We start from the raw sequence: 19,489 nt of genomic DNA, 5'->3' as shown, positions 1-19,489 counted from the left end.
ATGATAATTGAAAAGCCTGTCAGTTTAAATCTACAGGCTTTTTTAATTGTCTAACGACTATTTAAATCACAACCTACACTGCGGATTTTTACCTTGTGCTTTAGCTGTTTTTTGCTCGCTAAGCGCTTTACTCATTTGCGATTGTAAATTTGCAATACGGCTCGTTGGTGCTGGGTGAGTTGATAAAAACTCTGGCGTAGCTCCACTGCCCGCTTGGCTCATATTTTGCCAAAGTGTTACAGACTCTTTAGGGTTAAACCCTGCTTGCGCCATAAGATCTAAACCAATTGTATCCGCCTCTGACTCGTGTGAGCGACTAAAGGGTAAAACCACACCATATTGAGCGCCTAAACCAAGGCCTTGCATAATTTCATTACGGTATTGCACGTTACCCATTTCAAGCGCCGCATTGCCCAGCTGCATACCCGTTTGTAAAATAGAACTTTGTGAGACCCGTTCATTTGAATGCTCAGCAATCACGTGTCCAACTTCATGGCCTAAAACAGTGGCAACCTGATCTTGATTTGTGGCTATTTTTAAGAGCCCCGTATGTACACCAATATAACCGCCAGGCAATGCAAAGGCGTTTGCAGATTCATCTTCAAATACCACCACTTCCCAATTTTGAGATGCATATTCTGTAGGTAGCACGGCCACTACTTTTTCAGCAATGCAATTGACGTAACTGTTTACTTTTGGATCTTTATTTACCGGCTGCGTTTTTTTCATCTCTGCAAAACTGGCAGTGCCCATTTGAGTCATTTGCTGATCTGAGTAAAGCGCAATTTGCGTGCGCCCAGTTGGTGATGTTTTACAACCTGCTAATACTGCACTGGCTAGAACTACCAAAACCAATTTTTTCATTGTGTTACCCTAAAAAAGTTTGTTACTAAGTATAGAATACCAAACGCGGTGTTAGTTTAAAATCTTTGCTTTTTGCAATTAAACAATTAAGTTAGCAGGCAAACTAAGTTTATCCAAGGCTATTGCCCTGCTATAATGCTGGGCCTATATTCGTTGTTTTGAGTTTTTAAATGAGTGCTTCGGCTTCTTCTTTTAACACCCGCATTTTATTGCCTTTATTAGCCAGTATTGTCGCGATCACGCCTTTAGCCATTGATATGTATTTACCGGCGATGCTGGTGATTGCCAATGATCTCAATACCAGCATGCCAAATGTTCAAATATCGTTGAGCATATACTTAGCGGGTTATGCATTGGGCATGTTATTTTTTGGTCCTATAGCGGATCAAATTGGCAGGCGTAAACTGGCACGGATAGGTCTCAGTTTATTTGGCTTAAGTTCACTGGCGTTAGCATTTACCACTGAAGTGCATACTTTTTGGCTGTTAAGAGCTGTACAGGCATTTACAGGCGCGGCCGCTACGGTTGTCGTCCCTGGGATCATTAGGCATATATATCAAAAAAATACTGCTAAAGGTATGTCTTACGTGTCTATGATTATGATGATAGCGCCTTTACTTGCCCCCTCTATCGGCTCGGTTATTTTAGGCTTTTCGGTATGGTCGACTATTTTTATTGTTTTAGCGACCTATAGCTTTGTTATTTTACTCTTTGTGCAACGTTATTTAATCGATATTCCAATATTTAAAAATGAGCGAAAAGGATTAGCATTATTCTTCTCAAGTTATAAAGTGGTATTAAGTAATACGCACGCCCGCGCCGATATTTTAAGCTCGATGTTTGTGTCGTTTGGCTTTTTTTGCTTTTTAACGTCCGTCCCTTATATTTACCTCGACCTATTTAAAGTATCAGAACAATTGTTTGGCCTGTTATTCGCTTTTAATGTAATGGCGTTGATGTTTGGTAATTTTTTAAATACTCGCGTAGTGCCACGTATTGGCTCACGCAAAATGCTTTATTATGGCTTAATGTGTGGCCTTATCTCTGGCGCAGCATTACTTAGCTTTAGCGTATTAAACTTGTCACTTTACTTTATTGTTGCGGCTATTGCTCCGTTGATGATGAGCCTAGGTATAATAGCAAGTAACGCAGATTCATTGATTTTGATGAAATTTGAGCAAAATACAGGGACTGCAACGGCGGTTATTGGCACCTTACGTTTTGGTAGTGGCGCATTAGTAGGCCCTATATTAGCGGTAATGCATGCAAAAAGTGCAGTTCCATTTTCAAGTTTAATGTTCAGCGCAGTTGTACTCACTATCCTAGTGCAGTTAGTTCATTATTTTAAAGACAAAAAAAATGCCTCATAATGAGGCATTTTTTAATTGTATACTTAATTAAGCATCAGCTGCTTTAGATACCATAACCATTGCAGGACGTAATAAACGACCGTTTAATGTGTAACCTTTTTGCATTACTGCTAACACAGTATTAGGCGTCACATCATTACTTGGCTGAATCGACATTGCTTGATGAAAATCTGGGTTAAACTGCTCACCTTGTGGGTTTACAATTTCAACGCCAAATTTAGCCACTGCATCGTTAAAGCTTTTTACTGTCATATCAATACCTTCTAACAAAGGCTTAAGCGTTTCATTTTCTTTATCAGAGAACTCAATAGCACGCTCTAAGTTATCTATAACAGGGAGTAATTCATTAGCAAATTTTTCAAGTGCAAATTTGTGTGCTTTCTCAACATCTTGTGCAGCACGACGACGCATATTGTCAACGTCAGCAGCAGCGCGAACGACGCTATCTTTCTGATCTGCAATAGTTTGTTTTGCCGCTTCTAACTCAGCATATAACATTGCAATTTCTGCTTCAGGGCTTTGCTCTTGCTCGGCGTGTTGTTCTGCTGCTTCTACTGCAGCCTCAACGTCGGCTTCCATTTGCGCCACTTCTTCGTTCAATTCTACTTCTTGCTCTGGGTTTTGTGTCTGCTCAGACATAAAATATACGCTCCAATTCTTTACAACTGCGGTAATTATGGGGATTGAATAAAAAGATTCAAGAGCCCGATGGCTCTAATAATTTAAATTCTTGGATTATTTTCTCTAATTGCGCTGATTTCGGACAAATAACACAAAAACGACTTTGATATTCCTGATTTTGAAAGTACGGCACAGTGATCACAATGAGATCATCACAGGTGCTAAAAGGTAAGTTTTCAGCACTGAGAATAGAGACCCCATTTTTAAATGCGAGCTTATCTTCCACAAAATTTAAAAATGAAACACCAATATTAAGACTTTGCTCACAATCTATTTTTTTATAAAGGTAGTTTTCGCCCACCACAATACTGTTATCTGAACCTAATTTTTGGCTTAGTTCACGCGTCCATTGAGTTAAAGAGTCATGACAATTACGCGGTGCCGTATTTGCCATTGCCTGCATTCTGTATAGCCCTTCAATGAGCGTTTGCTGGCTAAATACAGTGTTAAGCCAAGTGGCAAACTCGTAGCGTTGGCCGTCACTGGGATCATCAGGCTTGTTAATGCAAATATTATGGCTTTGCCCTGCTCTGTCTAAAAGTAAGATAAGCCAGTTATTAGCGTCAAAGTCTAGCACTTCTACTCTAAATACCTGTTGAGTTCTAACTTGAGGTAGCCCCACACAACAGCATACTTGGTAACGTTGACTCAAGCCATGTGCCAATTCGACTAACTCAGCCTGCTCAGGCTGCCAGTAATTAGCAATAGCATCCAAAGTAAAAAACTCATCAAACCAATAGTCAAAGCCATCATTGGTAGGGACTCGCCCAGCAGATGTATGTGGTGAATACAATAAGCCTATTTTTTCAAGGCGTGCCATCGCGTTGCGAACAGTGGCAGAACACACCGCCATACCTTTTTGTTTTGCAATTTTTGTTGAAGGCACAGGTAAGCCATCACCATTACAGTACAGGCTCATAACAGCGGCAAAAATTTGCTGGTCTCGAGGATTTAGTTTCATGTTATCTACATCTTTACGCATGACTGTTATATCGGGGCTAGGTATTATTATTTCAAGTATAAGAAATTTAATAAATCTAAATTTTACAGTGAATTAATTAAATCAATTAGTCACTATTAAGCTCTGTTATTTTTGCGGATTAAAATTTGTTCAAACTAGGGGCGATTTAATCGCGATACGAGCTTTGTAACCTAGTGGCCGAAGTGAAAACCGAATAACAAAAAGTTAATCGCCTCTAGTCAAAACCCTTCAGTCAGTGTCTGTTTCGCATTGAAAGGACAACAGACCCTAAGATCTGTGTTTTCAAACACTTCTGTTTTAGGTTACTCTACCAATACCGAAACTTTCAGTGTATTTATTATGGACTCTCCCTTTAACACTATTGGCTTGATTGGTAAGCCAAATCATCCTAATGCAGCCGCTACGTTACAACGATTACATACGTTTTTATTAGCTTTAGGCTTTGAGGTGATTGTTGAAAAACGCACGGGAGGTCAACTTAGTGATGTACCTGAGGACAAGCTCGTAAAACTCGTTGATTTGGGAGCGCGCGCCGATTTAGCCATTGTGGTTGGTGGTGATGGCAATATGCTTGGCGCTGCAAGAGTACTCGCTCGTTTTGATATTGCGGTAATCGGTGTAAACAGAGGCAATTTAGGCTTTTTAACCGATTTAAATCCAGAAGGATTTGAAGGCAGTTTAGAACAAGTACTCAGTGGCGATTACATTGAAGAAAAACGTTTTTTATTAGAAGTAGAAGTGTACCGTCATAACGAACTTAAAAGCGCTAATTCGGCAGTAAACGAAGCGGTGCTTCATGCTGATAAAGTAGCACACATGATTGAGTTTGAAGCATTTATTAACGATGATTTTGTATTCTCACAACGCTCTGATGGGTTAATTGTATCGACTCCAACAGGTTCAACAGCCTACTCTTTATCGGGCGGCGGCCCTATTTTAACCCCAGAACTCAACGCCATGTCATTGGTTCCTATGTTCCCGCATACTTTATCAAGCCGCCCTTTAGTGGTAGATGCCGATAACGAAGTACGTTTAAAGCTTAGTTTAGAAAATACCGATAGCTTACAGGTAAGTTGCGACAGCCATGTTGTACTTGCCGTATTACCCGGTGATGAGGTCGTTATTCGCAAAGCAGATAGAAAATTACGATTAATTCACCCAAAAAATTACTCTTATTATAATGTGCTTCGTAAGAAGTTAAACTGGGGTAGCCGTTTATACTAAAAACGGTTGAGCTTTTAGGACTGAGAGTTGTTTAATTGAGGGGCGATGTAATCGCAGCAAGAGATAGTTAATCGAGTGGGCAAAGTAAAAAGCGATTAAAACTACTACGCATGCTCATATCCCTTGCCTCTAAACAGGTAGGTAAGGCTGAGTCTCTTTGAGTGCGCATGTTTGTTTCACCCCAATAGATAAACAATCTCTCAGTTATTGCCAAACATGCAACTTTAGAGCAAAATATCGGGCTAGATTATTAATCATCACCATCAGGAAATTGTAGCAATGACTTATGTAGTATTTCTTGCTTTATTATTGTTAATTACTTTACTTGGCAGTTACTTACTCATTGAAAGTAATCGTAAAAAGACTATTGAAGCAAAGAAAAAGCTGTTTAACGAGCGCGTTGCAAGTACTCAATCACGTTTAAAAATAAAACTTAACGAGTTACTTGATGCAAAAGTCATTAGCGCTAAACACCTTCCTCGAATTCAAGCCGTTGTCAGTAATTTTTTTGTAGTACAGCCACACACTGATGAAAATTTAAATAAGCTAGAGTCGCTATGCGATTTACTTATTAATATACTTAACGAAGAACTAATAAAAACCTATAAAAATAATAACAGCCAAGCTTTTTCCGATACCACTCAATATTTTATAGCAGAGTTACCAGCTCAAGGTATTTTATATAATAAAAACTTTTATCAAGAAGTCCTTCCTACGCTAATTTTAAAGTTAAAAACTGAAGACATAGCGCAACCAGTTGATAGTATTGACCTTAACGATGAAAACCTCCCTATTGATGAAGAAAAAAAAACATTAATTGAGTCCAGCCTTGCTTAAAATATAGAAATTTAATTTGCAAAAAACCAAAACACTGTATAAATTAACAGTTAATTCACTGGATGGATGAACAGTATGTTAATTGGTTTAGAAATTAAAAATTTTGCAATCGTAAGTAATTTAAGCACAGAATGGCATTCGGGTATGACCGCTATCACCGGTGAAACGGGAGCAGGTAAATCAATCGCCATTGATGCATTATCATTGTGTCTTGGAGAGCGAGCAGAAGCGTCTGCTGTGCGCCCAGGTACTGATAAAGCAGAGGTAAGTGCACAATTTGATTTAAGCAATTTACCACTCGCTCATGCTTTTTTAGAAGAGAACATGCTTAATAACGACGACAACGAATGTTTACTTCGTCGAGTTGTTTGTAAAAATGGTCGCAGTAAAAGCTACATTAATGGCAGCCCAGTTACCGCTGCACAACTAAAAGAGCTAGGCCAATATTTAATTTCTATTCATGGTCAACATGCGCACCAGCACCTATTAAAGGCAGAGCATCAGCTACAATTACTCGATGCATATGCAGGCCATCATAATCTTGTTAATGCTGTAAGCCAGCGTTATAAACAATTTGCTGACTTACAAAAAGAATTTAAACAGCTAGAACAACAGCAGCAGCAACAAGCCGCACAAAAGCAACTATTGGAGTATCAAGTCGCAGAGCTTGATGAATTTGCATTGCAGGCAGATGAATTTGAGCAAATAGAAGCCGAACATTATAAACTCAGCAATAGCCAAACTATATTGCAAGTCTGCCAGCGCGAGTTGCAGCATTTATATGAAAATGATGAACAAAATACGTGTTCCATTTTACAGCACAGCGCCCAACAATTTACTGAACTTGCACAGTATGATGAAAGCTTAGCCAGTGTGGCAACATTATTATCAGAAGCCGCTGTTCAAGTTGAAGAAGCAAGCCGAGAAGTTCGTAATTACACTGAACAAGCCGACTTGGATCCTCAGCGATTAACTGAAGTAGAAAACAGACTCAGTGGTGCAATGGACTTAGCCAGAAAACACCATATAAAACCCCAAGAGCTCGTTGGATTTCATCAAACTATTGCACAAGAGCTTGAGTCGATAAGTAATAACAGCTCACGTCTTGAGCAACTTGAAGGTGAAATTGAACATGCCCTTGAGGATTATCAAAACGCCAGTGAACAATTAAGTGCAAGTCGCCACCAGTATGCGAATACATTAAATGGATTGATCAGCGAAAGCATGGCTAATCTATCTATGGAAAATGGCGTATTTGAAATAGCATTGACTGCACAAAACGATCGCGCTCCAAATAGCTTAGGCTTTGATAATGTTTCGTTTTTAGTATCAACAAACCCAGGGCAACCATTGCAACCTTTAGCAAAAGTAGCCTCGGGTGGCGAGTTATCACGAATTAGTTTAGCTATTCAGGTTATTATTGCGCAAAAAGTCACGACCCCTACGCTTATTTTTGATGAAGTGGATGTTGGTATTTCTGGCCCAACAGCTGCTGCTGTTGGTAAACTACTGCGCCAACTAGGTAAGTCTACGCAAGTAATTTGTGTGACCCATTTACCGCAAGTGGCCAGTAGCGCTCATCAGCAGTTTTTTGTTGCCAAGGAAATTGCAGACGGTGAAACATTTACGCATATGCTGGCATTGAATAAAGATGGTCGAGTAAATGAGATTGCTCGATTACTGGGTGGTGATAACATTAGCAAAACAGCTAAAGCAAATGCAAAAGAGCTTATAAAAGCGCACGGATAAAGTGAATCGCTTTATAGTGCGTTACCTTGATACGGTGAGGATACATTAATGCAAACGACGGTCATTTATTTTGGCTTAGCAATTAACTGGCTGCTACTGATTGTCAGTATACTTTTGGCTGTTTTTAGTAAGTTTAAACATACACAATTTAAGCAGAGCTTATATCGTTTTTTAAATGTGGCATTAATTGTACATATTGTTATTGCTGTTATGTTAGTTTTTAGCAGCACAGCTATTAGTGGCTTAATAACACTAAGTTGGTTAGTTATTGGCCTACAGCTTGTTTGTAACGTTATTTGCTATAAAAGTGTGAAACGCCGACAAGCCAGAGTGAAACCGAGCCTAGATCACTTCTCGATGGATTAACTAACAGTGCGTTTAAAAAAAAGCCCACAATCTATGTATTGCGGGCTTTTTTATTTGTAAAATCTTATAATTGTAAATAGCTAGGTCAAAACCTACGTCCCTTTTTGTAGACCTTAAACACCGACTATGGAACCATAAATATTTACCTTTGTTTGTAAAACTGAGGAAATAAAAAAAGCAAACCCGAAGGTTTGCTTTTGACTCCATTCTAACAAAAGCATTATTTACACTTTTAAATAATCCATAATGCCTTCTGCAGCGTTACGCCCCTCAAATATAGCGGTGACCACTAAGTCTGAACCACGAACAATATCGCCACCAGCAAATATTTTAGGATTAGTGGTTTGATGTGTAAATTCACCTTGCTCGGGTGCATTAATACCACCCCAGTGGTTAATTTCTACGTCGTACTGCTCTAGCCAATCCATTTTATGTGGCTTAAAACCAAATGCCATAATCACTTGTGTGGCTTCAATAATATGCTCTGAACCCGGTACTTCCTCAGCGCGACGGCGGCCGTTTTCATCTGCCTCGCCAAGCTGAGTTTTTACCATTTTAACACCGGCTACAGCACCTTTGTCATCAAGCACAATCCCTTTAGGCTGAACGTTATAAGTAAAAATGACGCCCTCTTCTTTGGCATTTTTTACTTCGCGTTTTGAACCAGGCATGTTCTCTTCATCACGACGATAAGCACACGTTACTTTTAACGCGTTATGACGAATAGAGGTACGCACACAGTCCATTGCTGTATCACCACCACCTAGTACCACTACTTTTTGGTTTGCCATATCAATGCAAGCTTGTTTAGACTCATCGTAACCCATAACACGATTAGTGTTACCAATTAAAAATGGCAGGGCATCATGTACTCCCGGTGCATCTTCGTTCTCAAGCCCCGCTCGCATACTCTGATAAGTCCCCACGCCCAAAAATACAGCGTCATACTCATTAAGTATTTCATCCATGCTAATGTCTTTACCTACTTCGACATTAAGCTTGAATTCAACACCCATTTCGGTAAATATTTCGCGACGTTTTTGCATGACTTCTTTTTCTAATTTAAAAGAAGGAATACCAAAGGTTAACAGCCCACCAATTTCAGGGTGACGGTCAAATACCACAGGCTTTACGCCATTACGCACTAAGATATCTGCACAGCCCAGGCCTGCAGGCCCTGCGCCAATAATGGCAACTTTTTTATCAGTCCATGTCACATAGGACATGTCTGGTTTCCAGCCCATTTTAAACGCGGTGTCGGTGATGTATTTTTCAATATTACCGATTGTTACTGCACCAAACTCTTCATCTAATGTACATGAGCCTTCGCATAAGCGGTCTTGCGGGCATACTCGACCACACACTTCTGGCAAACTGTTAGTACGGTGCGATAGCTCAGCGGCCTCTAAAATGCGCCCTGTACGGATCAGTTTTAACCATTGTGGAATATAATTATGTACTGGACATTTCCACTCACAATAAGGGTTACCACAATCAAGGCAACGATCCGCTTGTGAATTAACCTGATTTTCTGAAAAGGGTTCATAAATTTCTACGAACGATTTTTTACGCGACGAGATTGGTTTTTTGCGTGGATCTACACGCTGCACGTCTATAAATTGATATACATTTTCGCTCATACTGCCCCCTTATTGCGCCTGAACACGTAGTTCGGCGCTACTGCGAGCGCGGTGCCCGAGTAAACTTTTTACGTCACTTGATTTAGGTTTTACTAATTTGAACATCGGTAAATAAAGTTCAAAGTTAGCTAAAATAGTTTCTGCTCTGCATGAGCCTGTTAGCTCTAAATGATCAGCAATTAAGCCGCGTAAATGCTCTTGATGTGAACTTAAGTCATCTAAAGTAACCACTTCAACCAACTCTGGGTTAATGCGTTTCTCAAAATCACCTCGTTCATCTAAAATGTAAGCGAAACCACCGGTCATACCTGCACCAAAGTTCACTCCTACATTACCAAGTACACACACAACGCCACCGGTCATGTATTCACAACCGTTATCACCTACGCCCTCAACAACAGCTTGCACGCCTGAGTTACGTACAGCAAAACGCTCGCCTGCACATCCTGCTGCAAACAATTTACCGCCGGTTGCACCATATAAACAGGTATTGCCAATAATTGTTGCTTTATGACTTTCAAATGACGAACCCAATGGTGGGCGAATAACTAGCTTACCGCCAGCCATGCCTTTACCAACGTAATCGTTAGCATCGCCAACCAAAGTCATTTCAAGGCCACCGGCATTCCATACACCGAATGACTGACCAGCTGTACCATGTAATTCAATAACTACCGGATCTGCGGCCATGCCTTGATTACCGTGTTTATCAGCAATATACCCAGAAAGCATGGCACCTACTGATCTGTCGGTATTACAAATACGACTTACTAATGAAATGCCGCTTGAGTTATCTATTGCCTCTTGTGCCTTGCCTAGTAAGCTCTCATTTAACTCACCTAAATAATGCGAGCTATTTGGTGCACTGCAAAACAGTGTTTCACCTGTTGGGTTATTTGGCTGAGCGATAACCGCTGATAAATCTATTTTTTGCTGCTTCGCTGTTTTGCCTTCAATGGCTTCGAGTAAGTCTAAGCGACCAATTAAATCGGTTAGGTTTGCAACCCCTAAACTTGCCATAATTTCACGCGCTTCTTGAGCAATAAACTTAAAGTAGTTCATCGCCATTTCTGGCAGACCATGATAATGCTTTTGACGTAATGTTTCGTCTTGTGTTGCCACACCTGTCGCACAGTTATTTAAGTGACAGATTCGTAAGTATTTACAGCCTAATGCAACCATAGGCCCTGTGCCAAAGCCAAAACTTTCGGCGCCTAAAATGGCCGCTTTGATGATATCAAGGCCGGTTTTTAAACCACCATCTGTTTGCAGGCGAATACGATGGCGAAGGCCATTTTCTACCAATGCTTGCTGTGTTTCAGCAAGTCCCAACTCCCATGGGCTGCCAGCGTATTTAACCGAGGTTAATGGACTTGCACCTGTGCCGCCGTCATAGCCTGAAATGGTAATTAAGTCGGCATACGCTTTTGCTACACCGGTTGCAATTGTACCAACACCCGGTTCAGATACCAGTTTTACTGAAATCAATGCATTCGGGTTTACTTGTTTTAAGTCAAAAATCAGCTGGGCTAAATCTTCGATAGAATAAATATCGTGATGCGGCGGAGGTGAAATAAGTGTCACACCCGGTACCGAGTAACGAAGCTTGGCAATATAGGGAGTGACTTTTTCACCAGGTAATTGTCCGCCTTCCCCAGGTTTAGCGCCTTGTGCCACTTTTATTTGAATAACATCAGCGCTACGTAAGTAATGTGGGGTGACACCAAATCGACCCGAAGCTACTTGTTTAATACGTGAATTTTTTTCTGTACCGTAACGCAGCTTATCTTCGCCACCTTCACCAGAATTTGAGCAGCCACCTAAACGATTCATGGCAATTGCGAGTGCTTCATGCGCTTCTGGCGATAATGCACCAATACTCATGGCGGCTGAGTCAAACCGTTTATAAAGCTCAGTGGCAGGCTCTACCTCATCAATGCTTATACCCTTTTCTGGCAGTTTTAGAGCCAACATATCACGCAGAGTCGCGACTGGACGGTGATTAACTAGCTTTGCGTATTCGCTGTAATCACTGTACTCGCCGCTACGTACTGCTTTTTGTAACGTTTGAATCACATCAGGGTTGTAAGCATGGTACTCGCCGCCGTGAACGTATTTAAACAAGCCACCATGGCTTAATAATTTACGTTTACTAAGCGCCAGTTTATGCAAGCTTTGCTGATCGTCATCAAAGTCGCTAAAACACGCCCCTTTAATACGACTCGCCACGCCTTTAAAACACATCTCAACAATAGCGTCCGATAGACCAACTGCTTCAAACAGCATTGAACAACGATATGAAGCCACGGTACTAATGCCCATTTTAGACATGATTTTGTACAAGCCTTTATTGATTGCTTGACGATAAGCCAGTGTAACTTCACAGTATGACTTATTAATTACCTTGGTATCGCTCATAGCCACAAGTGACTCGTACGCTAAATACGGGTAAATTGCGGTTGCACCAAATCCAAGTAGTACCGCAAATTGATGCGCATCGCGAACGCTGCCAGTTTCAATAATAATATTTGACTCACAGCGTAAGTTATTATCTACCAAGCGTTTTTGTACCGCACCCACCGCCATAGCAGCAGGGATAGGTAATTGATTGTCATCAAAGTTACGATCCGTTAATACCAGCATAATGCAGCCAGATGCGGCTTTTGCTTGTGCTTCATCACAGATGCGCTTAACCGCATTCTCAAGGCCTTCTTCTACGGTGTAAGTAATATCAATCTTACAATAGCTGTAGTGCGCTTCATCGGCGTTAAGTAGCTGCTGCATATCAGCGTACATTAAAATAGGCGTATCAAATTGCAGGCGTTTAGCGTGCCCTGTTGTTTCATTAAATACGTTTTGCTCACTGCCAATACACGTTGCAAGCGACATTACATGGTTTTCACGTAACGGATCAATTGGCGGATTAGTAACCTGAGCAAACTTTTGACGGAAATAATCATAAAGTGAACGGTGCCCTTCACTCAGAACGGCAAACGGCGTATCGTCACCCATTGAGCCAGTGGCTTCTTGCCCATTTTCACCCATGACACGAATGACGCTGTCTAGCTCTTCGTTAGTATAGCCAAACATCTTTTGGTATTTGACTAGGGTTTCATCATCAAATGAGCGATTGCCCGCATCTTGCTCGGTAAGTGCTTCAAAAGGCGTTAATCGTTTAACGTTTTCTTCTAACCACGACTTATAAGGGTGGCGTGATTTTAAATCTTGGTCAATTTCATCTGAATGCCAAATTTTACCCAATTTAGTATCAATAACGAGGAGTTCGCCCGGGCCAACACGTCCTTTTTCGACCACTTCGTCAGCGGTGTAATCCCATATACCCACTTCAGAGGCTAAAGTAATAAAGCCATCTTGAGTAATGATATAACGCGCAGGGCGCAGGCCATTACGGTCTAAGTTACAGGCAGCAAAACGACCATCCGACATAACAATCCCTGCAGGGCCATCCCACGGTTCCATATGCATAGAATTAAAATCATAGAATGCACGTAAGTCGTCATCCATAGCACGGTTTTTTTGCCATGCTGGCGGCACTAACATACGCATAGCACGGAATAAATCCATACCACCGGCTAAAAATAGCTCTAGCATGTTATCCAGACTTGATGAGTCAGACCCTGTTTCATTAACAAACGGCGCTGCACTTTGTAAATCAGGAATAAGCGGCGAAGCAAATTTATAAGAGCGTGCACGGGCCCACTGGCGGTTACCTTCAATAGTATTAATTTCACCATTGTGCGCTAAATAACGAAATGGTTGCGCTAAAGGCCAGCGAGGCTGTGTGTTTGTAGAGAAGCGTTGATGAAAAACACAAATAGCACTGGTCATGCGAATATCAGCAAGATCGAGATAAAAATTTGGCAAGTCCGCAGGCATCATTAAGCCTTTATAGATGGTGACTAGCCCAGATAAGCTCGCAATATAAAATGATTCATCATCCATCAAGCGCTTTTCTGCACGACGACGTGCAACATATAAACGTCGCTCTAAATCTTTAGAACGCCACCCTTCAGGCGCACTAATAAAAATTTGTTCAAACCCAGGCAATTGCTTTAGGGCTATAGGTCCTAACATTGATGGATCGGTAGGGACAACACGCCAACCTAAAATATTAAGCGTTTCTTTTTCTAGTTCTTCGCTTAAAACATCTTTAGCTGCTTGTGCTAATACCGGATCAGCATTGAGGAAAATCATCCCAACGGCGTAATTTTTACCTAAATGCCAATTATTTTCAGCAGCAATAGCACGAAAGAAGCTGTCTGGTTTTTGAAGTAACAAGCCACAACCATCACCCGTTTTACCATCAGCAGATATACCGCCGCGGTGCTGCATGCGATCTAAACCGGTGATCGCCGTACGGATGAGTCGGTGACTCGCTTGGTTATTAACTTGGGCTATTAAGCCAAAGCCACAATTATCTTTTTCTAGTTTTGAGTCATATAACATGGACCCCTCCCCTTGCTGCACTGTTAACGTGGATGAACGGCTCGACGATTTGCTAACAGACGATCAAAATTAGCGTTATTCCTAACCTGAGTCAATATCTTTCTGAATACATATTCATTATATTGAATATATTTCAACTTCATTAAAAATCATAAAATAATGCTAAATATTAACATTTGAGTAGATATTGGATCGAAAACTTTAATGACACCGGTGTTATTTTTAAGAACTTGTAAATAAAACCCCCTCACAACAGGCAGTTTACGTAAACGTAAAGGAGGCTTGAAATGAATAACTATTCACCAGATATCATTCCATCATTTTTGCTTTATTCGTAATACATCTAAACATGACATTTAATTACATCGACTTCTATTAGCACATAGTTTATTCAATGAATTTGCACGTTAGTCTTATGCTATGCATTAATTAACAACTTTCTTTGCTTTACGTTGAGGTAATCTCACCCCACAGCCAAATCAAAAAAGTGCCCGCAGCGGACACTTTTTATGTCCGCGGACACATAAAAAGAAAGTTTAAAAATAAAAAGTAATTAAATTCAACAAGATAAAAAATGGCACGCTATTCGAATATCCCATAACTATATAAATTTTGAGGGCATTTGAATGTTTACTATTGGCTTATTTTTAATTTCACCAATTATTCTGTTTATTGCCTCGCTAATGATTACTGTGTTTGAAAAACACTAAGCAAAGAGAACAAATAATGATTAAAGACACTAGCGGGCAAGACACGCAAATCTCACGACCTATAAATTTTAAAAAAAACATATGGCTGTTTATATTTACTGTGGGCTTAGTTGCTCTATGTGTATATGCATTATTCAATACTGATCAAGAAGGTACTATCTCGGTTGATAGAGTAAGCCTACAAATAGCCACAGTGGTGCGCCAATCACTAATACGTGATGTTGCAGCCAGCGGTAAAATTGTAGCCGCCAGAGCACCAAAAGTTTACAGCCCTGAACGAGGCTTTGTTTCATTGAAGGTAAATGCTGGTGACTCAGTCAAACTGAATGATGTAATAGCCATGGTTGAGAGCCCCGAGCTCACAAACGAATTAAAGCAGCAACAGTCTGTTTTAGCTCGTCTTGAGGGCGAGCTACAACGTAAACACCTTGAGGCACGCCGCCAATCATTAAGCTTAAATAAAGCGCTTGATCTAGCACAAGTAGAATTAAACGCTGCCGATAGAGAAAATCGCAGAGCGACTTTGTCAATGCAAAAAAATGTGATCAGTCAAATTGATCATGAAAAAGCCATTGATGAGCTTGCCCGTGCAAAACTTTCTTATAAACATGCAGAGCAAGAAGTTGAATTGTCCAAAGATACACTTTCTTTTGAACTACAGGCCGCTAAACGAGATGTCACTCGTCAACAACTGATTGTCGATGATCTACTTCGCAAAGTTAATAACTTAACAATTAAAGCCACTGTGTCAGGGATTGTAGGTAACTTACTAGTTCAACAAAGAGAAGTGGTAACACAAAGCCAACCATTAATGACTTTAGTTGATTTGAGTAATTTTGAAGCAGAACTACAAGTCCCTGAAAGTTATGCAAATGAGCTTGGTTTAGGTATGGACGTAGAGATAACAATGGGCGCTAGCAAAGTGATGGGTACCCTTTCTGCCATTTCACCAGAAGTCAATAATAGAGAAGTCACAACGCGTGTACGTTTTAACAAAGACATGACGGGCATCAGACAAAACCAACGATTAACCGCACGTATTTTATTAGAAAATCGTGACGATGTTTTACAGGTTAAGCGTGGGGCATTTTTACAACAAGGCGGCACACAGGTTTATAAAATTACCGGTGATACAGCTCAGCTCATTGATATTTCAATTGGTGCAACCAGCATTAATGCGGTTGAGTTAATTTCAGGGGTTCAAGCTGGCGATGAATTGATTATCTCAAGCTATAACAGTTTCAAACACACACACACGTTATTACTTCGCTAACAATCGCGTAGAACCAAATAATAAAAGGAAAAAGCATGTTAAAGATGAATAATATAAGTAAAGTATATCAAACTGAAATGGTGCAAACCCATGCATTACGTGACTTTAATCTGCACGTTGATGAAGGCGAATTTATTGCTGTAACAGGCCCTAGCGGATCAGGAAAAACGACCTTTTTAAATATCGCTGGAATGTTAGAGCCCTTCTCCGCAGGTGAATACTTACTTGATGGAATTGATGTCGGTAAGTTAAACGATAACCAACGTGCAGATTGTCGAAATCAAAAAATAGGCTTTATCTTCCAAGGGTTTAATTTAATACCTGACTTAAACTTATATGAAAATATTGAAGTACCGCTACGTTATAGGGGTATTAAAGCCGCAGAGCGTAAACGTCGCATTGAAAAATGCTTAGAACAAGTTGGCCTTGCCTCTAGGGCAAAACATTTGCCGCAGCAACTCTCTGGCGGACAGCAACAACGAGTGGCCATAGCACGCGCGCTTGCTGGCGAGCCACGGTTTTTACTTGCCGATGAGCCAACCGGTAATCTCGACAGCCTTATGGCTCGTCAAGTAATGGAGCTGCTTGAACAAATAAATCGTGATGGCGCAACCATTGTCATGGTCACCCATGATGCAGAGCTTGCTCGGCGTGCCCCTCGGAACATTCAAGTTGTCGACGGTCAACTTGCCGATTTCACCTTGTACCAAGGTGCACAAAACCTTAAAAATGTTGCTGGAGCCTAAGCCATGCTATTACATTACCTCGATTTAAGTTGGCGCAGCTTCAAGCGCACGCCTTTAGTGAGCTTTTTAATGGTACTGGCGATTGCCATTGGTATTGGCATCACTATGACCAGTTTAAGCGTTTATCACATGATGTCGGCGGATCCCATTGCGCATAAAAGTAGCCAGCTCTATGCTGTGCAGCTGCAAATAATGGATGATGGCCACACTTGGTGGACGTCTGATAACCTCCCGCAACAACTAACTTATCAAGATGCTGCTAACCTATATAAATCAGAAATAGGTGGCAAGCGTTTAAAAATGGTGCGCAGTGGATTCTCTGTTTACATAGATTCTGACACAGTAAAACCATTTAGCCAAAGTGCAAGACTAACAACCCCAGAATTTTTTAATATGTTTGATCTTAAGTTTCTCTATGGTGAAAAATGGTCTCAGCAGCAAGAAGAAAACGCGGCTCCCGTTGTTGTGATCAGTGAAGAGTTAAATAATAAGCTTTTTGCTGGCGAAAATTCAGTGGGTAAAATTATTTATCTTGATGATGCGAGTTATGAAGTGGTTGGGGTTACTAGAAACTGGCCATTAACCATCAAATACTACGATTTAAATAATGGTTCATTTAATGACCCTGAACAACTTTTTATGCCATTTAGTCTTCTTGAAGCAAAACAGCTTGGTAATTGGGGGAATACCAATGGTTGGAAACATGAGGATGTTAGAAGCTTTAGTGCCAAGTTACAGTCAGAAATGGTGTGGATTCAATTCTGGGTTGAATTAACTAACGAACAACAAAAAAATGATTATGAAAATTATTTATTAGCCTACATGCAAGAGCAACAAAAGCTTGGTCGTTTTAATCGCAAAGAGTTAGCTTACAGTATTCGAGATGTTAACCAGTGGATGGCCTATAACAACGTGGTCAGTGAAGATAACAAAATTTTAGTCGCACTTAGTTTTATGTTTTTGGCTGTATGTTTGGCGAATATTCTCGGCTTATTACTTGCAAAATTTTTACGTCGAGCTCCAGAAGTCGGTGTACGCCGTGCACTTGGAGCCAGTAAGCGACAGATTTTTATGCAACATATTATCGAAGTCGCCATGCTAGGACTATTAGGTGGGCTACTTGGTATTGTCCTTGCCCAGTTTGGCTTATTGGGTGTTCGCCAAAGCTATAGCTACTACGAAAGCTTAGCGACCATGGATTTAACCATGTTATTGAGCGCCCCACTCATTGCAATTAGCACCTGCATAATAGCTGGGCTTTACCCTGCTTGGCTGGTATGTAAAACCAATCCTGCAATTTACCTAAAAAGCCAATAAGGACGAACACTATGATGTTAGAAATTAAACCTATTTTCCATGCACTGTGTCGATCTAAAGTTGGTGCGCTGCTGTTACTTATCCAAATAGCTATTACTACTGCTATTGTCAGTAACGCAGCGTTTATTATTCAAGATAGAATGACTTATCTTAATCAGGATACAGGATACCCCGAAGATGAAATACTTGCTTTTCATGTCATGCACTTTGGCAAAGATGTCAAAAGCCACCAACAATTTGAACTTGATGAAGCGATGTTAAGAGCTTTACCCGCAGTGAAAGACGCCGCCTATATAAACAACATCCCCTTATCGGGAAGTGGTAGCTCTTCTGACTTCAGTATAAACTCAGCCCCTGAGCCTGGGCTTTCTGCAAGAACTGCTTACTTTTTTACAGATGATCATGCAATTAACACGCTTGGGGTTGAACTTATTGCTGGACGCAATTTTAGAGAAGACGAAGTTGTTGTAACTAACGATAATGATCAGCGAGCCAATGTTACCATTGTGACACAGGCATTATTAAATGAGCTATTTCCTGATGAAGATGGATTAGGAAAAACAATATTCCTTGGTGATATTCCAATGAAAGTCATTGGTGTAATTAAGCATGCAAAAGGCCCATGGCTCAAAGACAGCCGCCCAAATAATGTCGCATTAATTCCTTATATAAATCCTAATATCTCGGGGAATTTTTTAGTTCGCACAGCAGCCAATGAGCGGGCAAATATTGCTAAACGAATTGAAGACGAGATGCTAGAAAATTACAACAAACGTGTAATTATTCGAATTCGGGGCCTTGACCAAGATAAAGCCGAATACATGGCTGAAGACACATTGATGATGCGTATGTTAATTGTGCTCATAACCATACTGGTATTGGTAACCGCACTGGGCATTTTTGGTTTGACGCTATTTAATATAAATAAACGTACCAAGCAAATTGGAACCCGTCGTGCTTTAGGCGCTCGTAAATCTGCAATTGTTAATTATTTTTTAGTTGAAAATGCGCTGATTTGCATTGCTGGCTTATTTTTAGGTGCTATTTCAGCACTTTTACTCGGTCAGTTATTAATGCAACATTTTTCAATAGCGGCATTACCATCAAGTTATATTGCTGTCACGGCAATCATGGTGTTTACAATGAGTCTTTTGGCTGTATTTGGCCCAGCTAAACGCGCAGCAAATATTTCGCCGAGTATCGCAACCCGAACCATATAGCACAGCTCCCAACCTATGCTACACTGGCTAAACGCGGTGTAGC

At 40.6% G+C, this 19,489-nt stretch carries 14 protein-coding genes; 9 read left to right on the top strand and 5 right to left on the bottom strand.

Annotation, left to right across the window (positions count from 1 at the left end):
* Positions 1–66: 66 nt before the first annotated feature.
* Positions 67–864, bottom strand: a complete 798-nt coding sequence (locus tag BM380_RS00755; protein ID WP_090492335.1) for a M48 family metallopeptidase — start codon at positions 862–864, stop codon at positions 67–69.
* A gap of 170 nt (positions 865–1,034) precedes the next feature.
* Between BM380_RS00755 and BM380_RS00750 the strand changes: the two genes are divergently transcribed.
* Entirely contained in the window at positions 1,035–2,234 is a 1,200-nt protein-coding gene (locus tag BM380_RS00750) for a Bcr/CflA family efflux MFS transporter (RefSeq protein ID WP_090492333.1), read from the top strand.
* Positions 2,235–2,261: 27 nt separating this feature from the next.
* Here the strand turns inward: BM380_RS00750 and grpE are convergent, their stop codons facing one another.
* Together grpE and BM380_RS00740 are read right to left on the bottom strand one after the other, a co-directional pair.
* Positions 2,262–2,873 carry a nucleotide exchange factor GrpE gene (grpE, locus tag BM380_RS00745; protein ID WP_013465165.1) on the bottom strand — a complete coding sequence of 204 codons (612 nt, stop codon included), beginning with the start codon at positions 2,871–2,873 and terminating at the stop codon, positions 2,262–2,264.
* Between the two features lie 58 nt (positions 2,874–2,931).
* Positions 2,932–3,897, bottom strand: coding sequence for an HrcA family transcriptional regulator (locus BM380_RS00740; protein ID WP_090492331.1), 966 nt, complete (start codon positions 3,895–3,897; stop codon positions 2,932–2,934).
* Between the two features lie 339 nt (positions 3,898–4,236).
* Here BM380_RS00740 and nadK point away from each other — a divergent pair, with 339 nt between their 5' ends.
* The 4 genes from nadK (at position 4,237) to BM380_RS00720 (ending at position 8,073) form a co-directional block, all read left to right on the top strand.
* Positions 4,237–5,121, top strand: a complete 885-nt coding sequence (gene nadK, locus BM380_RS00735; protein ID WP_024602951.1) for an NAD(+) kinase — start codon at positions 4,237–4,239, stop codon at positions 5,119–5,121.
* A gap of 279 nt (positions 5,122–5,400) precedes the next feature.
* Complete coding sequence (locus tag BM380_RS00730; RefSeq protein ID WP_013465168.1) at positions 5,401–5,958, top strand: hypothetical protein; 558 nt, start codon at positions 5,401–5,403, stop codon at positions 5,956–5,958.
* Between the two features lie 75 nt (positions 5,959–6,033).
* Positions 6,034–7,707: a DNA repair protein RecN gene (gene recN / locus BM380_RS00725; RefSeq protein WP_090492329.1), complete on the top strand. Its 1,674-nt coding sequence runs from the start codon at positions 6,034–6,036 to the stop codon at positions 7,705–7,707.
* Positions 7,708–7,755: 48 nt separating this feature from the next.
* Positions 7,756–8,073 (top strand): hypothetical protein, encoded by a 318-nt coding sequence (locus BM380_RS00720; RefSeq protein ID WP_013465170.1) that lies wholly within the window; start codon positions 7,756–7,758, stop codon positions 8,071–8,073.
* 224 nt (positions 8,074–8,297) lie between these two features.
* Here the strand turns inward: BM380_RS00720 and BM380_RS00715 are convergent, their stop codons facing one another.
* Positions 8,298–9,713, bottom strand: coding sequence for an FAD-dependent oxidoreductase (locus BM380_RS00715; RefSeq protein ID WP_013465171.1), 1,416 nt, complete (start codon positions 9,711–9,713; stop codon positions 8,298–8,300).
* A 9-nt stretch (positions 9,714–9,722) separates the two neighbouring features.
* Positions 9,723–14,180 (bottom strand): glutamate synthase large subunit, encoded by a 4,458-nt coding sequence (gene gltB / locus BM380_RS00710; RefSeq protein WP_090492327.1) that lies wholly within the window; start codon positions 14,178–14,180, stop codon positions 9,723–9,725.
* 726 nt (positions 14,181–14,906) lie between these two features.
* Here gltB and BM380_RS00705 point away from each other — a divergent pair.
* From BM380_RS00705 to BM380_RS00690, 4 genes are read left to right on the top strand one after another with little or no spacing between them, the layout of a single operon-like run.
* Positions 14,907–16,163: an efflux RND transporter periplasmic adaptor subunit gene (locus BM380_RS00705; protein WP_090492325.1), complete on the top strand. Its 1,257-nt coding sequence runs from the start codon at positions 14,907–14,909 to the stop codon at positions 16,161–16,163.
* A gap of 35 nt (positions 16,164–16,198) precedes the next feature.
* Positions 16,199–16,909, top strand: a complete 711-nt coding sequence (locus BM380_RS00700; RefSeq protein ID WP_013465175.1) for an ABC transporter ATP-binding protein — start codon at positions 16,199–16,201, stop codon at positions 16,907–16,909.
* A 3-nt stretch (positions 16,910–16,912) separates the two neighbouring features.
* Positions 16,913–18,226, top strand: a complete 1,314-nt coding sequence (locus BM380_RS00695; protein WP_090492323.1) for an ABC transporter permease — start codon at positions 16,913–16,915, stop codon at positions 18,224–18,226.
* Between the two features lie 14 nt (positions 18,227–18,240).
* On the top strand, positions 18,241–19,446 hold the full coding sequence (locus tag BM380_RS00690; protein ID WP_175527442.1) for an ABC transporter permease: 1,206 nt from the start codon (positions 18,241–18,243) through the stop codon (positions 19,444–19,446).
* The last annotated feature ends 43 nt before the right edge of the window (positions 19,447–19,489 follow it).

Source organism: Pseudoalteromonas sp. DSM 26666 (genome assembly GCF_900116475.1).
Taxonomy (GTDB): Bacteria; Pseudomonadota; Gammaproteobacteria; order Enterobacterales; family Alteromonadaceae; genus Pseudoalteromonas; species Pseudoalteromonas tetraodonis.
Note: the sequence above shows the minus strand (reverse complement) of the source record. Positions and strands in the feature narration are given on the sequence as shown.

Bases quoted from the DNA above. Each gene is read 5' to 3' on its own strand.
- BM380_RS00755 (WP_090492335.1), bottom strand. From the start codon at position 864: ATGAAAAAATTGGTTTTGGTAGTTCTAGCCAGTGCAGTATTAGCAGGT.
- BM380_RS00750 (WP_090492333.1), top strand. From the start codon at position 1,035: ATGAGTGCTTCGGCTTCTTCTTTTAACACCCGCATTTTATTGCCTTTA.
- grpE (WP_013465165.1), bottom strand. From the start codon at position 2,873: ATGTCTGAGCAGACACAAAACCCAGAGCAAGAAGTAGAATTGAACGAA.
- BM380_RS00740 (WP_090492331.1), bottom strand. From the start codon at position 3,897: ATGCGTAAAGATGTAGATAACATGAAACTAAATCCTCGAGACCAGCAA.
- nadK (WP_024602951.1), top strand. From the start codon at position 4,237: ATGGACTCTCCCTTTAACACTATTGGCTTGATTGGTAAGCCAAATCAT.
- BM380_RS00730 (WP_013465168.1), top strand. From the start codon at position 5,401: ATGACTTATGTAGTATTTCTTGCTTTATTATTGTTAATTACTTTACTT.
- recN (WP_090492329.1), top strand. From the start codon at position 6,034: ATGTTAATTGGTTTAGAAATTAAAAATTTTGCAATCGTAAGTAATTTA.
- BM380_RS00720 (WP_013465170.1), top strand. From the start codon at position 7,756: ATGCAAACGACGGTCATTTATTTTGGCTTAGCAATTAACTGGCTGCTA.
- BM380_RS00715 (WP_013465171.1), bottom strand. From the start codon at position 9,713: ATGAGCGAAAATGTATATCAATTTATAGACGTGCAGCGTGTAGATCCA.
- gltB (WP_090492327.1), bottom strand. From the start codon at position 14,180: ATGTTATATGACTCAAAACTAGAAAAAGATAATTGTGGCTTTGGCTTA.
- BM380_RS00705 (WP_090492325.1), top strand. From the start codon at position 14,907: ATGATTAAAGACACTAGCGGGCAAGACACGCAAATCTCACGACCTATA.
- BM380_RS00700 (WP_013465175.1), top strand. From the start codon at position 16,199: ATGTTAAAGATGAATAATATAAGTAAAGTATATCAAACTGAAATGGTG.
- BM380_RS00695 (WP_090492323.1), top strand. From the start codon at position 16,913: ATGCTATTACATTACCTCGATTTAAGTTGGCGCAGCTTCAAGCGCACG.
- BM380_RS00690 (WP_175527442.1), top strand. From the start codon at position 18,241: ATGTTAGAAATTAAACCTATTTTCCATGCACTGTGTCGATCTAAAGTT.